This window comes from Thiomicrorhabdus sp. Kp2 (assembly GCF_000478585.1).
Classification (GTDB): domain Bacteria; phylum Pseudomonadota; class Gammaproteobacteria; order Thiomicrospirales; family Thiomicrospiraceae; genus Thiomicrorhabdus.
On the sequence record NZ_ARWI01000001.1, the window covers coordinates 1,378,224 to 1,398,579 of the forward strand.

Genomic DNA, 20,356 nt, shown 5'->3' on the forward strand with positions numbered 1-20,356 from the left:
TGTAATGCGAATTCAAGAAGTATTTTATTGTGATATAGTATATAAATTTACTTACCATTAGATGTGTGCACTGTGAAAATATTAATCACTGGTTCTGCTGGATTTATTGGTTCGGCGTTAACCCTTGCTTTGCTTCATAATGAAAAACTCACCATGATGGTCTTGGGCAATCGCAGGTAAAGGGGATTTAAGGATTTTCTCTGCTGAACTTTTTATTTGACGGGATTTTAAGCCTAACGACTTAATCATTCGAACCACATCCATCGAAGATGCTTTTTCAGTCGGCTTTACATACTGTCGCTGCAACTGCATTGCATCAGCGGCTACGCCATAAAAACGCGAAATTAATTGTACGCAACCGATTCCAGAATCCACAAAAAGCCCAAATCATTTATTATTGTTTTTTAATAATAAACAAAGCACTAGGATAAGTAAATAGGAGCATGCGCTTTTTTACTTAAGCAAATTCTAATATCTAACCTTAATTTGAATAATTTACACCACAGGAAACTGTAATGGTCTAATAAACATGATGTTTTTAATCGAAATCTAAAGAATGGTTCAACCGCATTACTTTGCCAAAGCTGTTATGGAAGAACTGAACAGGTTGCTTGTTCGTTATGCACTAGACGCCAACATGAGTTTTTTTATGACTTATCTAGAAAACATATCTACAAGAACTGTTTAACACTGCCTCCTAGATACTGTAAATATCGCTCTGTAGAAATACCTGCTGGCGCAGGACATATTTGTCGTGATTGCAGTTACAGCCGAACTTTAAAACGAAGAATGGATTATTTGAGTCTACTTTTAAATGAAGAGTTTCAAAGAATATTTAATGAATTTAGCCAATGGTTAGTTGCTCGAAAAGGCATGGATTATGCGGCCATAAAGATTGGATATTATTTTAAATTCCTTCACGAGCTAAATAACCTTGCTAACAGACTAAATGCATTTCCAGGCTACTACGACATAGTAAATAACCTTACCGTGGCTACAACACGCCAATATTTGCTTGTAACGGTATTTTTATCTGAGACTAAAGCAATCAAGATTGATTCCAAAATTAAAGATGAATTTTCCAACCTTGATATGATTGATCGGTACCTAAACCATTTTGAGCAAAATTCAATATTTAGCCAAATGATGAATAGCTACTATGGCAAACTCGAATTTAAACTAGAAGATGGCAAAACAAGCGTTCGTTCAATAAGACTAGCCTTGACGCCTGCCATAAATTTTCTGAAAAATTGTATCTATTTTGGATTTAGCCAACCTTCACAGCAAGTACTTCAAGGCTTTCTTTGGGCTTCACCCGGCCAAAGAGCTGCAATCACTGGGTTTATTAATTTCTTAAGAAATTCTTACGGAACCAATATTACCTTAGACTCAATACCTAAAATCGTTGCTTTAGAACGGCCTTATTTGAGCACAAAGATGCTAAAACAACGTTTTATTGACATACTAAGAGAATCAAAAGAACGTGAAATACCCGATGAAAAATTGCTTAGAACTTCCATTGCATATTTACATGGAGTTGAAATACCTGAATTCGTAAGGCTTTGTCGTGATGATATTTTGAAGAATAAGGCCGGAGAATATTATTTACGACTTGCGAATGAAAACTTCTATATTATCCAATCACTTAAATAGAAAATTTTCTCTAAAGTTAGATTGATTAATTAAAAAGTTCAATTTTGGAAAGCAATCTGGCCATAAACATCAAAAACCGCTAAAGTTTTAAATGGTGAAGGGGCAACCTATTTATGGTTACTAAAATGATTGTAGACTATAGTTGCCGCGACACCGAAAGAAAAAGAAAAACCAGCAGAAATCCAACCTTCTATCTTATTCTGAAGAATATCAGTGCTTAATGAATGAAGAATAAATCCATAAGAAATTAAAACCGAAAAAACAATAACAGCTACAATTAATGGGAAGAAATAGACAGCTCCAACTTTTATATTATTGATATGATTGTTAAGCTTTGACTTTCCTATTATATGGTTAGTTTCAGCTTCCTGTTTTGCACCTAAAATATTCGGGTTTTGTTGTTCAATTTTATTATTAGCATCTTCTGGTTCAATAGAATTGATGCTATTTATTGAAATTTCATTATCAGTCATACAAGAAGGGTTTTAATAAATTCTTTATAGTATTCTTTAATGTCATCAGTTGGTATTTCTTTACCTAAAACGCCTTCTGAATAGTTCTTACTCCATGGAGTACCATCCTTATGAGTAAGTTGACGAAGCCCCCAACCAGAATAAGGTTTATAAATCTCCCAAACCTTACTTAGGATAACCTGTGCATCGAAGTCATCTTGATCTACTTCAGGATGAGATGCTGAAGATGATAAATCGTCCCAAGCTATTGACCGATTAGTGATAGGCGACTTTCGAAAGTGCTTAAACTCATGGTATAACGATGGAATCACTGGGCCATGTTGCCAAGCTTCAATCTTTTCATTAAATAAAGGCTCATTTTTTATAGCCAAGTACCAACCTTGAGCTATATAGACAAGCTTATTGAGCTTTAACTGCGTAACTTCTACTTTAGCCTCCAAGGCTTCTGAAAGAAAGTAGTTAGCCACATGTGACGCTGTATATTTTGAATTCATAGTTAAATTATACCTGTATCAATCCTATTTCGCTACAATCCTCTAAAGCAAGACCAACAATAATTTATTATTTGTATAATGAGATTTTGCTCAGGGTTCATTAGTTTCTTTCTTTTTTAATTAAACTTGAGTTTAAAAACACAGAATATACAACGATGTACTATCACGGTTAGTTTATGACTAAATCAGCTTAATCCCCCCCTGATTCAATTCATAAAACCTTTACACAACAAAAATTAACGGCTCAGGATAATCATTTTCGTTCTGAACCAAAAATGGAGTTTAAATTAGTGGGCGACGAAGTTACCAAAAGTTCAGAGAAAAGTGATCCAAATAAAGAATTTGCTAATGCACTTGTAGAAGCGGCATCAGAGCCTCTTAAAGACATCGTTGGTCAGTTCTTTCCAACCAAAGAAGAGCGTCAGTCTGACCGGGATCACAGAGCAGATCTTCTGCGTTTTGAACGAGATAAACATTCATCAGAGGTTTCTCGATTTGAGAAAGAGCACAATGAAAATATTAAAAATAACTCCTTTTTTCGATGGGTTGGAGGGATAGGTTTAATAATTGCAGCCATAGGAGGCTTTGCACTTATCATTATAAACAAAGAGTGTTTGGGTACAGGGATATTGACTACCGCTTTGGGAACGGGCCTTGGCTTTATGGCAGGACGACAACCAAAATCCGATTAACCGATTTGTAAGATTAGTCAACCTACACTGGAAGTTCTACAAGGATTTCTTTAGGCTTCACCTTGCATAAGACCAGCAATCACTGGATTTATTAATTTCTTAAAATGTGCTTACGACATTAACATCACATTAGATTCGATACCTAAAACGATTACTTTTGAACGTCCTTATTTGAGCACAAAAATGCTAAAAAACGCTTTATTGATATTCTAAAGAAATGTAAAGAGCTTGAAGTGCCAGATGAAGAATTACTTAGAATTGCTATTTCATACTTACATGGACTTGAAGTTCCTGAGTTCGTAAAACTTTCTCTTGACGACATTTTAAAGAATAAGGCTGGTGAATATTATTTACGACTTGCGAATGAAAAGTTTCATTTTATTATAGAATTTAAAGGCGAATATATGTCTTGAATTCGCATAATAAGTCAAAAACTTAACTTTATTACCTCTGTCACTAGTTGAAATTGAAATACATTATTTTGAGAAGTTAAAAGGTGTCTAAGTTTTCAGGACCTTACCAGTACCCTAGAAGCTTCTTTAAACGGTAAACTCAACTCAAAAAGTAAGCTCAATAAAAAGACCAGCGTAAACGCCCTTCCTGCGTACATTATTTTTAATATACTTACATGAATGGTTCGTAAAATTAAAATGTGGCGTACTTGATTCATTTGAAAACAGGAACAGCTTAATTATTTAAAGGCTAAGCATAAAAAAATATGGACCTAATAATTCAAGACTCAAAAAAAATAATTGCGACCCTTGCCAATCTCTGCAAAAAGGGTAATTTACAAGTTGAGTTTGAGGTTTTATCTCAAGGAACATCGACTATTGAAGTTTCAGGTTATGATAATTGGAACGGAGGAACTACCTCCTACAGTATTTACATTCAAGTTCCGTTGGAGCTATACGCTGATACTGAATCAGAGCTCAAAACAATAGAACAAAATATAGCCGATAAAGCAAAATTACTGTTTCGAACTTACGGTCAAGTTTGGTTCGAGGAGGTTGTGATTGCGCCTCAATTAAGTATAGAGGTACAAGGAAAGGCTTAAGTTCATCGACTTATGCGCTTATGTACTGGGCTATGTTAATAGAAGTCTACTTACATCCAGATTCAGCATTGAGTCTGCGTATGCATCACGTGATATTAAAAAATATCAAGAAGAGACCTTTGAAAAACTCTCTTACAACACTTCTCTAAAGGCTTATGTACCTGTTGGTTGGTTTGAACCAACATTCAAACACACCTTTGAAGACGCTTTTTTATTGATTAGTGAAGGAGCACAAAAAATCCGTTTCATACCGAAGCTAGCCGAAACTCAGGTTGTTACTTCTATACCAGGAGTTGAACCTGATTTAAAAATCATTGCACCGGTGTTGAGAACATTAAGTCGTGGGTTAAAAGTTGAGATAGAGTACATTTCTACTTCTTCAGGAGTGTCAACTAGACTGATTGCACCCCATTCATTGATCGCGGCAGGTAACTTTAAATACGTCAGAGCCTTTGACCATAAAACTGCTGAATTCAGAGCCTTCAAACTGAATAGAATCGTTAATGCAAGACCTACCTCTTGGAAAATTGGGAAAGAAATGAATAAAGATTCAGATCAGGAATGGAATAAAAAAGTGATCTTGAAACTTACTGCAAATAGGAACTTGAAGCACAAAGAATCTATCGAATTCGATTTCGGGCTAATTAATGGCTATAAGGAGGTCAAAATTCGAAAGGCTCTAATCCCGTTCTTCCTTATGGATTGGAACATTGCACCTCAAGAACATGAACACTTGCCAGCTACATTGTTCCCTCTCGAAGTTAAAAAAATAATACAATAAGTTGTTTTACCCATAAAGGGAAAGTTAATTTATTACAGCTATACCTGTAATCTAATCAAAACCTATAAGGAAAAAATATGACACAAGAAGCGATATTCTCAGTTGGCGATTTGGTTAAACTAAAATCAGGTGGGCCAGTCATGACCGTACACAAAGTAAACACCGGAATGCAAGATCTTCTTTCAGGATCATATATTTGCCAGTGGTTTGCAGGCAAGAAACTGGATCAGGGAACTTTCAAACAAGAATCTCTTGAAACAGTTGAGTTGTCCGCGCAATGAACGAAATCCAAATAGCCACCTGGATGCAGCAGCAGCTCAATAAAGATGGCTGTCTATATCAAGATGACGTTGTCGATTACATCGTCAAACAAAGACAAGAATCATTGTTAAGGGAAAATGCGGAAGGAAACCTTGCCTTAGGTCTGAAAGTTCTTAACGCGTTTAAATCCCTTAATGAGCATGACGTGGTTTGGGTTATTCCAGATAAATATTGGAGATTCCGAGTTCCAGAGGATGATGTTGGACGAAATGCATCCGGATAAAAAAATCGTAATTAATTTTAATTCGACTTCTTGTGAGCTTCTATGCTTCATAAATATTAAGCTTAATTGAGTTCATCAATAGGATAAAGTAACTTATGGATTGGTTTAAAACCGCTCTTTGGCAACCAATAAAAAATCATATCGCCATTTCAATGATGCTATTTGGTATTTCTTTAATAGCTCTTGGAGTAATCGTCACGTACGAAAAGCTTGACTGGTTATCAAAACTTCTTCTTCACTCGGGAAGTGCCGCTCTCGGTGGTGGGGTATTTGCTGTCATCCTAAAATCTGCCCAGTTTACTGAAATATTCCAAAAACATATTGCGACGGTTTTTTATGACCCGTTAAAAATTGATGATGAGATGCTGTTAGAACATCGTTGGATGGTCTTATCAGAGTCTTTATTACGCGGTACGCTACCAATTTCATATGAATCTGCCTCAGAGCGTATTTACAAACAGTTTTTTAATAAAGAACGCGACTATCACTTTGAAAATTACCGTGCAGTTTTTGATATTGAGGTCGATGACGATGGAAACATGACAATTCATCAACTTACAAAAACTAATCTAATTATTTCTCCCCATGCCGAAGATCCTATCTTAGTTCAAGATTTTTCTTTAAGTCAGGCTGAAAGTGCATCTATTGGCCATTTATACATTAATGGATCAGATACTGATGCATCTGGAAAGCCTCTTACAGAATATTACGAGCAAAGCTGCGATGATACTGATGAGACGTTCTTTAAGCTTAAATTGCCATTAAAAAATTGTTTAAAATCAGGAAGCAACCATCAAGATGCTTGCCTCGAGTTCGAGCGTAAGGTAATCACTCGTCAAAAAATTGATTCAGAGCCATATATGTTTGTAAATATCAGTCGATATATAAAAGGAGCTCGTATTAGAGCGAGAGTTAGTTCTGGATTTGATGTTAAATTTAATCATTCACATATTGGGCGACAAGAGGAAAAAAGTGGTAAGATTGATTCTGAAAACTTTAAAAGATGGACGTTGGCAGAAAAAGATGAGTTGATATTGCCTGGACAGGCTTATATAATTTTCGCGGTACCTGCTTCAGAAGCATAAGAAATCTTAGTACAAATAACTTTAGGAGTAAATTTTATGAAACGCTCTACAGAGACTTTCTAATAATACATGTCTGCTTCATAAATCAAACTTAATAAAAACCCTGCTTTCCGCAGGGTTTTTATTATCCATTTACTGCCCTCTGAGCAGCTTAACCAGCGAAGCGATCGTTGCTAAGCGTTTTCTACATACTCATACCGACCTCTACTTCAGATTGAGATTCATGTTCTTTACTGATTAGTGCGTTTAGTGTTGAGGTCACCTCATCAAGACTTAAGGATTTCATAACAACGACCCCAGCTGGATCTAAAAGCGTAAAAAAGCACCCAAGCACCTCTCCTGTATCAGGTTCGATTTCTAGTGAAACTGTAATGCAATACCCTTTAGTACAATAGATGTGCACTTTTTCGTTTTTGACCTTATTATTTAGTTTGGAATTAGTGTTTATTTGAATTTTATTTCCAATCATTTTCATATCTCCTAATTTTATTGAGTACAGCCAAAATTGGCCCCTCTTGCATGAGATTACTAATGCCTCATGGCTTAATCAATAGAGTTTTATATTTTTAACCTTAGAAATAAAATAGGCTATGGTAAGTTCCTATACTTAGCTATATCTATTATCGTTTCACAATTATGAATGAAAACAAGATTAATAAATTAAGTATTTTTAAGGTGAGATAATAAAAAATAAGAGTAGAAATGTTTCATGGTTTAGCAGTCCTATCAATGCAACAATTAATTTTTACATCTCCTCCATATTGAACAGCATGTATTGGGAGTGCAACAGGTTCCTCGCCTTGCTCAACTCGCTTAACATGCTCTTCCTGCAAATCAATATTTAAACGGTAAAAGCTCCATCACACCCCCTCAAAGCCTGGAGAAATCATAAAAAAACACTGAAAAACTTCTCAAGCTCTTGAAATATATTTTTTTTATAACTAATATATAATAAATTATATATTAGTTATAAACTTTAATATAAATTTATAATTACTTTCAATCTATCCTGGTTTTAACTTTAAAGATAATTTATATGCAGCAAACAGTATTTATAAAACAGCAAAACGCATCATATTTGAAATTAGACTTGCCTTTTGAGACGCAAGAAATCATCCCAAATGTAAGCTGGGGAAGTGTTCTTGAGTTTCCAAGCATTGCTTATTGGGTATATAAAGTAATTGAAAGAAGAACCACTAAAACTCAAATCAATTACAAATTAGGCAATTCATTACTAGAAGAAACTGGTGCCTGCCTATTAGGGGGGCATGGTATACCAGCAGAGATTGGGTTAGCCGCCTTTGAACATATAAAAGCCAACAAGGTTTTTAATGGACAAAATTATGATAGAGAGCATCTAACAAATCTTCTATCACGCCCTCTCCAGTTAAAAAATGGTCGAAGCGTGAAATACCGATTTGCCAAACAAAAAGCACAATACTTAGAAGATGCCATCAGAAAAATAAATTCATCAAAAGCTCCTGAAACCTCAGGTAAAGAATTAAGAAATTGGCTTTTAGATATTAAAGGCATTGGCCCTAAAACTGCATCATGGATTGCAAGAAACTGGCTCAATGCCAACGATGTCGCGATACTAGATATTCACATATTAAGAGCTGGAATATTAGCGGGCTTTTTCCCTGAAGACCTGAACGTTGAAAAAAACTATTTTGAGTTGGAAGAAATTTTTTTAAATGTTGCAAAAGCAATTAAAATAGATGCTTCAGAGCTAGATGCGGTCATTTGGTATGAAATGCAACGTTCAAAAACTGCATTACAACTATTGAATTCAAGGAAAATCAGGCAACCGAAAAAAGCAAAACGGGATATTGAAATGTCATTTTCGTTCACCTACCAGAGCAGCGCCGACCCCTATAAAGTCGCGATCATTTGAAATTTCACAAGCCTGACTTCCTCCTAAACTACCTAAAGGGCAATACGACAAATCTAAATATTCTGCAACCAACGACTGTGTTGCTAAGATTGCCCCACTATCCCTGTACGCCAGCTCCAACGGTGACTTATATTTAACCGCCAGCCTTGATAAATCACATACAAACCAAATGAGGGCAGCAGAATTTGCATCTATAACCATCTGGTAAGATTCTTGGATAAACTGATTAATACTCTCTGAGTTCAGCGAAATTAGCTCAGCAGAGTTTTCAATAGGATTATAGTGAAACCAGCTCTTATGCTGTGGCAACCAAAACACTATTTCAACTGAATGTAACCCGCCTGCTGAAATAACTGGTCTGTGCTGAACCTCATGCCCTAACTCTGATAAGCCAACAGTTAATGTTCTATTCGATAAGTAAAAAAGGTGTCCAATTCTCTGTAGATCAATACAGTCAAACCTGCGGTGAGTCTCTCTTGATTCTAGAACTTCAATAAAACCAGCATGATTTCTTACCGGACTAGACAATGGATAAGAAACTGGTGAATTAAATTTATAAAACCGCCCAAAAAAGTCATCCAAAGCTTTATCTTCTCTCATTTTTTAGTAAATACTGCATAGTCGATGAATGCTTATAACAACCTCTACATTGACTACAAGGAATATTCGATTTATGACACGAGTGAGCAATACCTAAAAGGCTTGCAGGAGCTCCGGCATTATCCAACAATTCAAACGCTGTTAAATCTATGGCTGGTACCGAAACCCTTAACCCACCTTCCTGATATTCAAGCAACTCACTTATTAAATTATAAAATTCTATGGTTCCATCACTATGATACTGATCAGACTTTACCGAACCTAGGATAATCTCTTGAACTCCCAATTCAAGAGCCTTTGATGCAGCCAACGTGATCAACAATTGATTTCTAAATGGCCACCAATCAGACTCCGGTGCAAAACGTGAAGACTCAGCATTCAGCAAATCACCACTACCAATTGCAGAACAGTTTATAGAAATAACATGATGTTCAATACCTAATTCATCACATACTTTTCTGGCTGCACTAACTTCAGCCTCAGCACAAACCTGTCCATAATTAAGTGTTATTGCAGCATCAGGCCTAAGCCAATAAGCAAGAGCAATAGAATCTAAACCTCCCGAAAGCAATAAACATTTTTTTATCATCTACTCAGACCCATGACACAGCATAAATAGAGGATGTAAAATCTTTATAAATAAAGCATCCGGTTCCCTCATACATTTTTAACTCTTCACTTGTAGAGTCTTCTGCAAAAATTACTACTTTTTTACCAGCTTTAATTGCATATCCAACTTCAAACAAAGTTCCCGGATCTCTACCATCAAAAATGGCGTATAAAACATCACATTCTTCAATTCCTTGAATATCTTTTTCAACCACCTTTTCTGCAGAGCCTATTCCAACATCATGGTAGGGAGAAAACACATCAAATCCGGCGTTTTGTAAATGAATCCTGGTTTCATTAATCATCCACATCTGACTCAAGCTAAAAAAAGGACCCGCTAGGTAAACATTTAACGGCTCTGTAGATTGTTGCAAACACGGTAAACTGCTATATTGCTTCACATCCATTCGCATTGGATAAGCTGATGAGTCACAATAAAACGCTGTTGATGCAGATGCATTAACAACCGCCTCAATTAAAGACAACTCTTTACAAGCCCAAAAATATGTAAAAGATGATGAAAATATATCTCCTGAACCTATGGGGAAGACATTTTTCGTAATAAACGGGGAAATCCACTTCGAGATTTTGTCAATCGAAGAATAACAAAAAGCTCCTTTTGTTCCGCTTTTAATAACTACCGCATAAGCGCCCTCTTCATTTAGTAGCCATTCAGCCAAAATCCTAACATCTACTTCTTTTTTCCCTTCTACGCGCTCGTACAACAACTTCGCTTCATTAGAATTAAGGATAATAACCAAAGAGCCAAAATTGCCTTTAAGCTCTTTATAGAGTTTTGGATTTTTTGAATCCTGAGGGTCATATACAACTTTTCCATGCCCTGTAACAACTGGATTAGCTTCAATCATGCCAAAAACAAGCGCATGAACACTGGGGCTATCAGCATCCACACAGAAATCACCACTCTTCAGAATATTTGGATAAATCTCGGGCTTTGATAATGGATGAAAATAATAAAATGCATAAGTGTTCTCAGCGGGAGTAAACTCACACGAAATCTCATCCATGAAAAAAGTTGATTTAACGGGGTCGATATCAGATTCATTTAGAAGAGAATGAAGACATACTTCTAACGTTACACCGCCTTCATCCGACCTCTTTAAACTGGACAAAACCTTACAAGCTCTACCTGCTGAGCCTAACGTTTGATTATGAGAAGGCCAATCACACAACTCTTTATAACAACCTCCTACAACATTAATTTGCATAAAATTAATCCTATATTGATTTAACTAATATTTTTATTAATGATCCAGAGATTTGAAGCACTATTGCCTGATACATGGTATTTTTTTTCATAATGCATTGAGTTATAAACTCAACTTCTGCTGAAGGCGTTAAACCTCCAATACGTTGCTTACTGCTATTTGTTAGCTGAACTACTGCAAATCCAGGCACAGACTGAATTAAATCCACAGTAAATACATCTCCAGCTGAAATAGAGCTCAACATACTCGGGTCAGGACTTCCAACCGTTGTCTCATATTCGAATGAAGAACAGGAATCATCATTTACATCTCCCTCTGAAATTCCACGTCCAACCCTTGTGTTTCCTGTACCTGTTGAGACAAAACCATCGCTTCCACTTCCAGACATATCCTATCCTTACATTTTAACTAAACAAATTTGGTACATTATTACACTTAATTAAGTATAAATACATTTAACTTGAAATTGAAACTAAAAGCGGGAGGTTTACACCTTGAAACAAACGAAAAATAATGGCAGCAATGATAATTAAAAGAAAAAGATTTAAAAAACTCATAGGAAAACATTCTCTAAAAATAGATAAGTAATGTTACACACTTAATACAATTACAACAAATAAAAGAAGTCCTAGTGTAATCCCCCTGAGAAAGAGCGATTAAAATGTTAACAATTGAAAACTCTAGACAATAATTATCTAACTAAAAATATCGTTCGGGATTTGTTGACCACTACAAATTTACCCCTGGAAATCTAGGCTGCCCATTTCTCTTAAAATGAATTCAAGAACTTAATATCAAAGCCCACTTATTCGGTCATATTCATGGAGTTACGGAAAAGATGATTCTAATGGATATTATGCAAACAGCTCAGTATTAAATGAACGCTATTACATGACAAGCTTACCTCAATTATTAAATCTAAACACTTCAGTTTGAATCAATTAACATGTCGATATTCGTAGTAACCTGGATTAGCTATACATTCATCATATATACAGGTGCGGCAGCTAGCTTGTGAAAACTTAATCAACTTCATAGACAATGACGATTTATCTAACACACCACATGCCACCTCTATCTCTTTATGATATTTTGGCCAATATTTTTGAAATAGCCTTTTTTCATTTTTCTTCAAATGCTCATAGACATGGTTTAATAAATATCTCTGTCGCATTTCCCAACGTGAACTGTAATTTTTCCCAAGAATTTTTTTTGCATGTTTTGCCTGAGACACATAAATGATGAAATCACTAAATGCATTAAAAAAACATGGTGCATAAATAGGGTAGTCAAACGTATGGTCTTTTAAATAATGACTGAGATAAGATTCAGCAGGCTGTTTTGCCGACTTGGGAAGTTTTCCTCTTAAAACCAACATTAATTGTTGGGTTGTTTTCGATCTGTTTTCTGCATGCAAGTAGTAAAGAGGCTTACCATGCTTTTGACAACTATCACTATTAAACCAAGATTCTTCTATTAACCCATAACCAAGTTCTTTAATGTGCTCTTTTATACAAATATCACAAAAACTAACTCTAACTGTTTTTTGCAGTCTATTCATTGACCAATAAAAATGGTCTTTCACATTGAAAAAGTACTTAATATCATTTCTAAAACTTAAATCATAAGAAAACATTTTTGTAGCGGTAGAAATAACACCAATATTGACCAACTTATCAAAAACAATTCTCTCCTCAAGAGAAGAATATAAATTCAAATCTGACGAGATTATTGTTGGATTTGACTTCCACCCTCCTTTTACAGTCAAAATATTTGAATAATCAGAAATCCCATTTACAGACTGGCTCCGAAATAAATAACTATGAATCAACTCATTTTCTTGTATCTTTAACATAGAGGTTTAAAGGTTTAATCGTTGTATATATTTAAGAGAATAAAATGGCGGCACCTTCAAATTCTGGACTTCTTCGCCTATTCTTGGTTCCAGACTTTTTAGGCCTATGATTTTATAAAATTAGTGTTGCTATTTACTACCCAATATATTCAATGAATTAAAGCTTACTCCCTCCTAGAAAGGAGCTAAAATCGAAAAAAAACATGTCAAATATTGTTTGAAGATTAGAGTCTTAAAACTATCTGCTACTTTGCGTATATAATCCAACATCCCAATGATAGCCTAACTTAATCGCGACCGTTTCCAGCTGTCTTTAGCGGGTATTTTGGGTTTTAAAGCTTTGGGAAGTACACCATCTAACCATAATCTTTCGTATCTGTATAACCAAAAAAATGCTGCACTATGCCTCTCTTTTATTTGCTGACGAATCCAGCTTGGATGATTATTCACTGCTCTTAGAATTTCAACTTTATACCATCTGCGTTTTGATTCAAATTTACATTTTTTTCTATACTCAACCAATCCTTTCTCCGATGAAATGAGCATTTCAATAGTACCTATTGAAACCCCAAAACAATTTGCAATAATTCGCCGATGAAAGCCTTTCCATGCCATCATTAATGCAGACGCTTTATCCAATTTTGTTATACTTATTGACTCTTTTAAAACATCAATATCATTTAATCCTGCTAGGCGCTTTAAATAAGAAACACTTTTTCCTGTATCTCTACTAGCCTCCGCCAAAGTTACTCCTTTTTTAAGGATTTCAATGCAAACCTTTTCAGAAGATGCTGAGCTCTCAGTTAACGTCTGTAACTTATCAAAATCTAGAGATTTCTGAGGGTGGTGTTCTAAGAAAAAGCTAAACAAAAGATACTTAAAGGGGTGTTGTGCAGAGCCTGGTATAAGCAGATTGGTTAAATAACGATAATCCTCTTCACTTTTAGGCAAAAGGTCTTGATGATTGAAGTCAATTGTTTGGACAAAATCAAAAAAATCCTTACATAATAACTTTCTTCTTACTTGACCATATCTCGTAATATATCCAGTACAAATCATCTTCTGTTTAAGTTTATCTAAATCAAATTGAATTTGTTTATCTGTTAGATTTTGTAAAAAAGTGAAACAGAACTGTGAAAACTCTCCATGTTTTTCATTACAAAACGACGATTCTGATGGCTCAGGCAAAAAACCTTTTTTTATATGAGGCCGCTCAGGTAAATTAACTTCGATTAATCGAACTCTATGCGCCGGACAGCATTCCATCCCCGGTAGTTGATGGATTCTATGCCAATAGGTAACCCCAAAATTATGAGCATCTTCATAAGCACATGCTGGACAAAAATTAATTGTTACCTTTTTAGTTTCTCTAAAATTAGATAAACAACTATGCCTGAATGCGAGAGCACCGTCATTTTTCAATAAGGATTGATATATTTTTAAGCCTGAATCGGGCTTAAAATACATGAAAAGAGAGCCCAAGGTTTGATACCTAAACAATTCATAAGGCTCATCCCCTGAAATGTTCGCAATTTCAGTTAATCCAACAGTTATAAAGGGGTGAATACTAAGCCGAGGGTTATTAAAAAACTGTTTTAAGTACTCTTTTTCATTCAGCCCTAGAATCGCTTGATGGCGTATCAACCTACTATATAAAGTTTCATCGGTAAGCTGCTTAGGAAAAGACACTCGTACTTCTGCCTTTTAGCCAAACTTATCAAGAGGGTCATCAAGAAGTAAATCATTCTGACGCAGATAATCAAGAGAGTCTTCTTGATCAACTGCTTTCCTTAAACTATCAGGATCTTTGACTCGTTCTATCAATGCTATATCTTCTATTAACTCCCTGAGTTTAGTTTCAAATTCAGGATGTTGCACTCTAGTAATATCTGCGATAAATTTCTTTTTTTCTTTTGATGCTTCTTGTTTAACTTCTGCTTGTCTATTAATAGCTGATTTTTTGTTTCGTCTTGGTAATAAGTTTTGTTGTCTAAGCTCTATAACTTCCGCCGTTTTTGATGACAATCCACAAGAAGTAGCATAAGCTTGTTCCAAAACAGCTTCAGTAATTCTTTCATCACCTGAACCAATTACAAGCCTCTGAGCGTCTCTATATATTCTGTGTGCCAAATCTAAGTTACCAACAGATAACTCAAACAATTTATTATTTAAGTCATCAGTCAAATCAGTTGTTACATTTGTCCAATGTAAGTCCCACAACTCATGAACAAAATAATCCCATCCTTGACTATCTCTCTTCAAAGGTTCCATTTCGAAATAACCACCACTTTCAGCTCTTCTTGCAGCCTTCAAAGTTTTAGCAAGTGTTTTGTCAAAAGGAGGATTCGCGCAAAACAAAAGAGGCACTCCTAGTTTATTAACTAAGCTATGTAGAAAGTTTAATAAATTATTTTCACCACCTGTTCGTTTAAACACGAGTCTTTGCATTTCATCAATGACCAACAACCCTAAAAAACTTGACTTAATTTTTTGCTCAATTTGCCTCATCAACTTAGGAATGGTTGGCTCAGGTTTTGTAACCTCACCTAAAGCTGAATCAATCATCGATAAGATTTCTTCACACAGCTCTCTTACACTTGAGTTATTTGGACAATCAACTTTTATCCAAACAACTTGGTGTGTAAATTCCATTTTCTGCCCTTGGTAGATATCGTGTTCGATGATTTGAGGAAAGTAGTTCAGCAGTTGTTCCAACATGGAAGTTTTTCCAACTCCACTTTCTCCCTTTAAAGTGATGCTATCTGCTTTAGGCTCAAAAAAACCCGTCCGAGGTTCTATTTCAGGCCGTTCATCCACTGGATAATGTAAAAACTGAGCTGTCGTCGGTGTGAATGGGTTCTTACTTGAATAACCTGCTTTTATAGCCGTTTCAATTGCTCTAAAGCAATCATAATAAATAGGAAGTGGCTGTCGTAATGATTTAAGTCTCTGAGTATATTCTTCCCTGACAAGAGGATCAGAGTGATACCTAATTTCTTCATCAACTTCAGGATAGTAGGCAAAGAATTCCATTAAATCTTTCGCACTTTGCTTTTGTGGCAAGCCTTCAATAAAAGGGTTACCTTGATGCTCAGGAAGTATCGCTTTTGTATATAGTGCCTTAACCTTTTTCATATAAAGCACCTCACTTTTTCTTCCTACGTGGCAGATAAATAACTCGGTCATTATCACGACTTGTGTCTATTGGACCTTTAGATACCTGGCTATCATTAACTTCAGATACTTGATGAACCGTTTTTAACAACTCTTCTTTACGGTTTTGTTTGATACCAGATGAGTCAACTGATTTTCGTTTACCAATCTTTTTTAGTCTATTTTTACCAATAGATTCTTGTCGGGTTCTATTCGAATCAAAATCCGAATCGACATTTTCAGAAATATTCTTTACTTTTTTGTCCTGTAACCAATCTTGAACAAAATCAACGTCGGTCATTGAGCTACCTTCATATATGGAACTTCTGTTCGTCAAATCACACCTAATAAAATTAGATGTTTTATCAAATCGAACATAAATAAAATCTGAGGTGTTTTCATTTATCCTTGCTTCAAGCTTCCATCGGCCATGAACTCTCGCAACACTAGCAAGATTTTCACTAATCAATTTATCGTTGCTATAGTACATGTCATTGTAAAAAATACCGTTTCTAGTAAGACTAGCGGTATCTTCTGGATAAATTTGTCCAATTACATCATCACTATTTGCTTGCTTTAGCGCATGTTGATGATTATTTATATGAATTTTCCAAAAGTTTAACGGTGTTGGAGCTAGATCATTTTTAATTAATAAGTCATCTACCGTTGCCAAACTGTCATAAATGGTTTTGTTTATCTCCAATACTGCGAGGATTAATTCCTTAGTGAATTCATTGAGAGTATAAACGGCTCGACTTTTAGGATTTGCTTCCCCTCTGACCGTCTGCCTACCTCTAGTCGTTCCAAGTAAATCATGGATTACTTTGCCATTTAATAATCCAAAACGCCTTTCCACCATCGATTTGAAATCTCCTCTGTATGGAGGAGCAAATTGAAGCTCAGTAAAGGGAACTACGGTTTGTTGAGGCTTAAGACCAATCATTTCTCCGTTATCACACATCAACCTAAGCGGAATGTGATGACAAGGCCATTCAGCATCTACGATATCAACACCATAACTTCTGCAATATTCAATTTTAGGTAAAAAAGCATTTGCCAAAGCAAGCCTTGCAGCTCTCCAAGAGGCATAAAAGAGTGACACATTTAACCCCACTATCATGCCACTGGCTCTATCAACAATGGAATAAATCGTAGGTCGACCGAGAACAGAATCCGAACGGAATTTTGAAACTATATGCACATCTGCCACTGTTGCATCCAATTCAAAACAACTACCTGGAACTTTCCACCCATCTTTAACACTACCAATCACTGCTCTATTTTTTAAATTCTCAGTGTGCTTTGAATTTCTTTTTTTAGTAATTTCGTCTTTAGTGAACAGTTGTCTTGTCCAGTAACTGAACTGCCGGAAACTTGGCACACATGGAGCTCTATTCTTTAACTTTGCGGACTTTTTTTCTTCATAAAAGTGCTTTGTTAAAAAGTCGCTGTAAACTCTCTTTAAAGCAGGTCCATTATCAATTAAGTAGCGTTTTTTGAGGAAAGATTTTATGTGCTGCTTATCTATTTCTTTAAGAACATATTTTTCCGATGGCGCAATTGCGAGAGTTCTAGGTTGTTTAGGGGCGCCTAAAGAAGAGTCTTTCGCTACTCGAGTTTTTCCTGGAGCTCCACTATTTTGGTAGAATGGAAGCAGTGCATTTGATGACTGACCAAACCTCCAATAACGAGTCAGTAAACGAGCTAGTCTTTTACGGTCAGTTCCAACTTGCTTTACATGCTCTACAATTCTTGAAGACTTCTTGTTTTTGGCATATTCATAAACAAACGAATGATCTTCAATTAAGTCTTTAATCAAAGAAAAATTCTTTTCTTTAGTCTTCAGTTCTTCAGCTGAAATTTCAGACTCCACCTTCTGCATGAAGTTTGGTAGTTCGAAGTTAGATTTAACAATGGTCCTATCTGAGACAGCTATTTGAAACACATCTAATGAGAAGCATAAAGGCTTAACCTCCGTCCTATCATTAACGATTGGAAATAACACTACTTCATTCGTCTGTGGAATAATATCGAGCACCCGATACAAACCTTCGCCCAAACCCAGAACACCTTTAACTTTCCATACACTATTTCCAAGAATTGGCATATTTTACCTCCGCTAGAGAAACAAGAGATTGAATTTCAATTATTACAGAACTCTCGATTTCATAGTCCAATCGTATTAATACCATCTTTTGTGCAATTAAAGTTCTTAACAACTCCAGACCTTGTCCACATTCAATGTTTAATAACCGTTCAAACTTATCAACCAAGTCTTTTTTCAAAAATCGACCTGTATTTAGAATCCCAATTGCGTCTCTCAGAATCGAATCATCAAAGACTTCCTGTTGCCTAATTGAATGCGTGGCCCAATTGATATTTTTGCTCTGTATTTTTGCTCTTTTATTACTAGTAAACACCCAAAACTTAATACCTTGTAACTCCCACCAAACCCTTTCTATCTCTATCTTTTCAAGATTACGCTGACTAAGCATATCTTCTGGCTTTACAGACACCGCTTCATAAACGGTTTCATTATTAATCCGTCTAGTAATCAAAAAATCAGTAGTTAAAACAATTGGGTCTTTAGAGAGTGGATTTTTTGGATGCTCAATACCTAGTATTGAAGAAATATGTAGAGAAAAGGGTAAGGGGATTAACGGAAACTGCTCACGGATATCTATTACTGAATCACTGAACTCCAATAAATAGAATAGGTCAGTTTCGAGAGAGGATAGAGTATGGTGAACACGCTTAGTTTTTAACCCCCAAATTTCAGACCTAATACCTGTAGACGGGACATCTTGCACCCTTAGCCAGGGCTTGTAATCCTTGCCCGATCCTAGCCCATACTTATTTTTCAATGCACGATCAAAATCTTTATTTGATTGAAGTTTTCTGCGAGCCATAGGATTCACCTATTAAGGATGAGAGTTATATAACTTTACCTCGTGCAGAGTAAAAGGACAAACTTTATTGTTTTTTTTGACGGGAAAAGGACAAACTTTATTTTAAAGGGACAAACTTTATTGTTTTTTCACAACATCAAACAGCCAAACCACAGGCCACGCCAGACGCCCATGCCCACTGGAAGTTGTAGCCACCTAAATGCCCTGTTACGTCTAATACTTCGCCAATAAAATACAGGCCTGGTTGTTTATTGCTTTCAAAGGTTTTAGAAGAGATTTCATCGGTATCTACCCCGCCTAAAGTTACTTCTGCTTTATCATAACCTGCTGTGTCACTTGGGTAAATTGTCCAATTCTCAAGGTTCTCTGTATATTCAATCAATGCGTCATCGGTTAGGTTTGAGAGTTGATTTTCAATCGGAAACCATTCTAACCAGGCCTGGGTAAATCGTTTTGGCCAATACAAGTTCAGCCATTTAGAAATACTTTCGCCCGATTGCTTAAGTTGTTTTAACTCATCCAAAATAACCAGGCCTGGTAACAGGTTGATATGGATGGGTTTACCTATTTGCCAGTAATTAGAAACCTGCAAAATACCTGGGCCACTTAAACCATTATGGGTAAATAAAATCGCTTCTTGAAACGATTGTTTACCTGCCGATACCGTTACATCTAACGCCAAACCACTTAACGCTGAAATGCGTTGCAACCATTTATCTTCAAACACCAAAGGTACCAGGCCTGGTGAAGTGTTAATAACATTTAAGCCAAACTGCTGAGCAATCTCATAACCCAAACCTGTGGCTTTGAGTTTTGGAAAAGACAAAGCACCCGTAGCCACCACTAATTTTGCTGTGGTAAACACACCCTCAGAGGTTTGGACTTGATACATTTCATTAATATAATCCAGCTTAATCATTGAGCAGTTGGTTTTAACCTCTACTCCAGCCCAATCGGCCTCTGTGCGTAAAATCTGAATTAAATCGGAGGCTCGTTCAGCACAAAATAGTTTACCGAGCTCTCTCTGTTCAAACGCTAAGCCATGACGCTCGACCAACTCAATAAAAGCACTCGAAGGGTAACGAGAAAGCGCTGATTTTACAAAGTGCGGGTTTTGGCAAATGTAGTTATTCGGTGAAACATCTAGATTGGTAAAGTTGCATTTACCGCCCCCAGAAATACGAATTTTAGCGGCCGCTTTAGGTGCGTGATCTATCACTAAAACCGATTTACCCTGATAACCTGCGGTGGCAGCACACATTAGCCCTGAAGCCCCTGCTCCGAGAATAATGACATCATACTGTGTTGGCTTATTTTGAGACATAGAGAAA

23 protein-coding genes are annotated in these 20,356 nt (G+C 36.0%); 9 read left to right on the plus strand and 14 right to left on the minus strand.

The genetic code is table 11. The features are described 5' to 3' along the window. Positions 1-117: 117 nt before the first annotated feature. Positions 118-375 carry a cysteine peptidase family C39 domain-containing protein gene (locus A379_RS06490; RefSeq protein ID WP_040726937.1) on the minus strand — a complete coding sequence of 86 codons (258 nt, stop codon included), beginning with the start codon at positions 373-375 and terminating at the stop codon, positions 118-120. 414 nt (positions 376-789) lie between these two features. Between A379_RS06490 and A379_RS06495 the strand changes: the two genes are divergently transcribed. Then, positions 790-1,653 (plus strand): hypothetical protein, encoded by an 864-nt coding sequence (locus A379_RS06495; RefSeq protein ID WP_040726940.1) that lies wholly within the window; start codon positions 790-792, stop codon positions 1,651-1,653. A gap of 107 nt (positions 1,654-1,760) precedes the next feature. Here the strand turns inward: A379_RS06495 and A379_RS06500 are convergent, their stop codons facing one another. Next, a complete protein-coding gene (locus tag A379_RS06500; protein WP_040726942.1) occupies positions 1,761-2,126 on the minus strand; it encodes a hypothetical protein in 366 nt (121 codons plus the stop codon). Next, positions 2,123-2,620 (minus strand): Panacea domain-containing protein, encoded by a 498-nt coding sequence (locus A379_RS06505; RefSeq protein WP_040726943.1) that lies wholly within the window; start codon positions 2,618-2,620, stop codon positions 2,123-2,125. The genes A379_RS06500 and A379_RS06505 overlap by 4 nt, the downstream gene beginning before the upstream one ends. A 290-nt stretch (positions 2,621-2,910) precedes the next feature. On the opposite strand from A379_RS06505, the gene A379_RS06510 reads away from it, so the two are divergent. The 7 genes from A379_RS06510 (at position 2,911) to A379_RS06540 (ending at position 6,776) form a co-directional block, all read left to right on the plus strand. Continuing rightward, complete coding sequence (locus A379_RS06510) at positions 2,911-3,312, plus strand: hypothetical protein (protein ID WP_157832349.1); 402 nt, start codon at positions 2,911-2,913, stop codon at positions 3,310-3,312. 233 nt (positions 3,313-3,545) lie between these two features. After that, positions 3,546-3,725, plus strand: a complete 180-nt coding sequence (locus A379_RS06515) for a hypothetical protein (protein ID WP_040726946.1) — start codon at positions 3,546-3,548, stop codon at positions 3,723-3,725. Between the two features lie 305 nt (positions 3,726-4,030). After that, positions 4,031-4,366: a hypothetical protein gene (locus A379_RS06520; RefSeq protein WP_040726949.1), complete on the plus strand. Its 336-nt coding sequence runs from the start codon at positions 4,031-4,033 to the stop codon at positions 4,364-4,366. A 214-nt stretch (positions 4,367-4,580) separates the two neighbouring features. Further along, entirely contained in the window at positions 4,581-5,147 is a 567-nt protein-coding gene (locus A379_RS06525) for a YafY family protein (RefSeq protein WP_040726951.1), read from the plus strand. 77 nt (positions 5,148-5,224) lie between these two features. Further along, positions 5,225-5,428, plus strand: a complete 204-nt coding sequence (locus A379_RS06530) for a YodC family protein (protein WP_040726953.1) — start codon at positions 5,225-5,227, stop codon at positions 5,426-5,428. Next, positions 5,425-5,691 (plus strand): hypothetical protein, encoded by a 267-nt coding sequence (locus A379_RS06535; RefSeq protein WP_040726954.1) that lies wholly within the window; start codon positions 5,425-5,427, stop codon positions 5,689-5,691. Before A379_RS06530 ends, A379_RS06535 begins: the two co-directional genes overlap by 4 nt. 95 nt (positions 5,692-5,786) lie before the next feature. Continuing rightward, the gene (locus A379_RS06540) at positions 5,787-6,776 is read left to right on the plus strand and encodes a hypothetical protein (protein ID WP_040726955.1); all 990 of its coding nucleotides are present in this window, start codon (positions 5,787-5,789) and stop codon (positions 6,774-6,776) included. A gap of 184 nt (positions 6,777-6,960) precedes the next feature. Here A379_RS06540 and A379_RS06545 read toward each other — a convergent pair whose 3' ends face one another. Beyond that, positions 6,961-7,179: a hypothetical protein gene (locus tag A379_RS06545; RefSeq protein WP_157832350.1), complete on the minus strand. Its 219-nt coding sequence runs from the start codon at positions 7,177-7,179 to the stop codon at positions 6,961-6,963. A gap of 633 nt (positions 7,180-7,812) precedes the next feature. On the opposite strand from A379_RS06545, the gene A379_RS06550 reads away from it, so the two are divergent. Beyond that, positions 7,813-8,670: an 8-oxoguanine DNA glycosylase gene (locus A379_RS06550; RefSeq protein ID WP_040726958.1), complete on the plus strand. Its 858-nt coding sequence runs from the start codon at positions 7,813-7,815 to the stop codon at positions 8,668-8,670. Here the strand turns inward: A379_RS06550 and A379_RS13035 are convergent. From A379_RS13035 to A379_RS06595, 10 genes are all read right to left on the minus strand, one after another. Continuing rightward, on the minus strand, positions 8,614-9,270 hold the full coding sequence (locus A379_RS13035; protein ID WP_157832351.1) for a hypothetical protein: 657 nt from the start codon (positions 9,268-9,270) through the stop codon (positions 8,614-8,616). The genes A379_RS06550 and A379_RS13035 overlap by 57 nt on opposite strands. Then, positions 9,257-9,859 (minus strand): 7-cyano-7-deazaguanine synthase, encoded by a 603-nt coding sequence (locus tag A379_RS06555; RefSeq protein ID WP_198525655.1) that lies wholly within the window; start codon positions 9,857-9,859, stop codon positions 9,257-9,259. The genes A379_RS13035 and A379_RS06555 overlap by 14 nt, the downstream gene beginning before the upstream one ends. Positions 9,860-9,863: 4 nt before the next feature. Next, complete coding sequence (locus A379_RS06560) at positions 9,864-11,108, minus strand: PfkB family carbohydrate kinase (RefSeq protein WP_040726959.1); 1,245 nt, start codon at positions 11,106-11,108, stop codon at positions 9,864-9,866. A gap of 10 nt (positions 11,109-11,118) precedes the next feature. Next, positions 11,119-11,496, minus strand: a complete 378-nt coding sequence (locus A379_RS06565) for a hypothetical protein (RefSeq protein WP_040726962.1) — start codon at positions 11,494-11,496, stop codon at positions 11,119-11,121. A gap of 549 nt (positions 11,497-12,045) precedes the next feature. Further along, positions 12,046-12,963, minus strand: a complete 918-nt coding sequence (locus A379_RS06570; RefSeq protein WP_040726966.1) for a hypothetical protein — start codon at positions 12,961-12,963, stop codon at positions 12,046-12,048. 282 nt (positions 12,964-13,245) lie between these two features. Next, a complete protein-coding gene (locus tag A379_RS06575; protein WP_040726969.1) occupies positions 13,246-14,652 on the minus strand; it encodes a TnsD family Tn7-like transposition protein in 1,407 nt (468 codons plus the stop codon). Between the two features lie 15 nt (positions 14,653-14,667). Next, entirely contained in the window at positions 14,668-16,098 is a 1,431-nt protein-coding gene (locus A379_RS06580) for an ATP-binding protein (protein ID WP_040726973.1), read from the minus strand. A 10-nt stretch (positions 16,099-16,108) separates the two neighbouring features. Then, positions 16,109-18,223: a hypothetical protein gene (locus A379_RS06585; RefSeq protein WP_040726975.1), complete on the minus strand. Its 2,115-nt coding sequence runs from the start codon at positions 18,221-18,223 to the stop codon at positions 16,109-16,111. Further along, positions 18,204-19,025: a TnsA endonuclease N-terminal domain-containing protein gene (locus tag A379_RS06590; RefSeq protein WP_040726976.1), complete on the minus strand. Its 822-nt coding sequence runs from the start codon at positions 19,023-19,025 to the stop codon at positions 18,204-18,206. Before A379_RS06590 ends, A379_RS06585 begins: the two co-directional genes overlap by 20 nt. Positions 19,026-19,161: 136 nt before the next feature. Continuing rightward, a complete protein-coding gene (locus A379_RS06595) occupies positions 19,162-20,349 on the minus strand; it encodes an NAD(P)/FAD-dependent oxidoreductase (protein WP_040726979.1) in 1,188 nt (395 codons plus the stop codon). Between the last annotated feature and the right edge of the window lie 7 nt (positions 20,350-20,356).

Bases quoted from the DNA above. Each gene is read 5' to 3' on its own strand.
- A379_RS06495 (WP_040726940.1), top strand. From the start codon at position 790: ATGGATTATTTGAGTCTACTTTTAAATGAAGAGTTTCAAAGAATATTT.
- A379_RS06500 (WP_040726942.1), bottom strand. From the start codon at position 2,126: ATGACTGATAATGAAATTTCAATAAATAGCATCAATTCTATTGAACCA.
- A379_RS06505 (WP_040726943.1), bottom strand. From the start codon at position 2,620: ATGAATTCAAAATATACAGCGTCACATGTGGCTAACTACTTTCTTTCA.
- A379_RS06520 (WP_040726949.1), top strand. From the start codon at position 4,031: ATGGACCTAATAATTCAAGACTCAAAAAAAATAATTGCGACCCTTGCC.
- A379_RS06530 (WP_040726953.1), top strand. From the start codon at position 5,225: ATGACACAAGAAGCGATATTCTCAGTTGGCGATTTGGTTAAACTAAAA.
- A379_RS06535 (WP_040726954.1), top strand. From the start codon at position 5,425: ATGAACGAAATCCAAATAGCCACCTGGATGCAGCAGCAGCTCAATAAA.
- A379_RS06540 (WP_040726955.1), top strand. From the start codon at position 5,787: ATGGATTGGTTTAAAACCGCTCTTTGGCAACCAATAAAAAATCATATC.
- A379_RS06550 (WP_040726958.1), top strand. From the start codon at position 7,813: ATGCAGCAAACAGTATTTATAAAACAGCAAAACGCATCATATTTGAAA.
- A379_RS13035 (WP_157832351.1), bottom strand. From the start codon at position 9,270: ATGAGAGAAGATAAAGCTTTGGATGACTTTTTTGGGCGGTTTTATAAA.
- A379_RS06555 (WP_198525655.1), bottom strand. From the start codon at position 9,859: ATGATAAAAAAATGTTTATTGCTTTCGGGAGGTTTAGATTCTATTGCT.
- A379_RS06560 (WP_040726959.1), bottom strand. From the start codon at position 11,108: ATGCAAATTAATGTTGTAGGAGGTTGTTATAAAGAGTTGTGTGATTGG.
- A379_RS06565 (WP_040726962.1), bottom strand. From the start codon at position 11,496: ATGTCTGGAAGTGGAAGCGATGGTTTTGTCTCAACAGGTACAGGAAAC.
- A379_RS06570 (WP_040726966.1), bottom strand. From the start codon at position 12,963: ATGTTAAAGATACAAGAAAATGAGTTGATTCATAGTTATTTATTTCGG.
- A379_RS06580 (WP_040726973.1), bottom strand. From the start codon at position 16,098: ATGAAAAAGGTTAAGGCACTATATACAAAAGCGATACTTCCTGAGCAT.
- A379_RS06585 (WP_040726975.1), bottom strand. From the start codon at position 18,223: ATGCCAATTCTTGGAAATAGTGTATGGAAAGTTAAAGGTGTTCTGGGT.
- A379_RS06590 (WP_040726976.1), bottom strand. From the start codon at position 19,025: ATGGCTCGCAGAAAACTTCAATCAAATAAAGATTTTGATCGTGCATTG.
- A379_RS06595 (WP_040726979.1), bottom strand. From the start codon at position 20,349: ATGTCTCAAAATAAGCCAACACAGTATGATGTCATTATTCTCGGAGCA.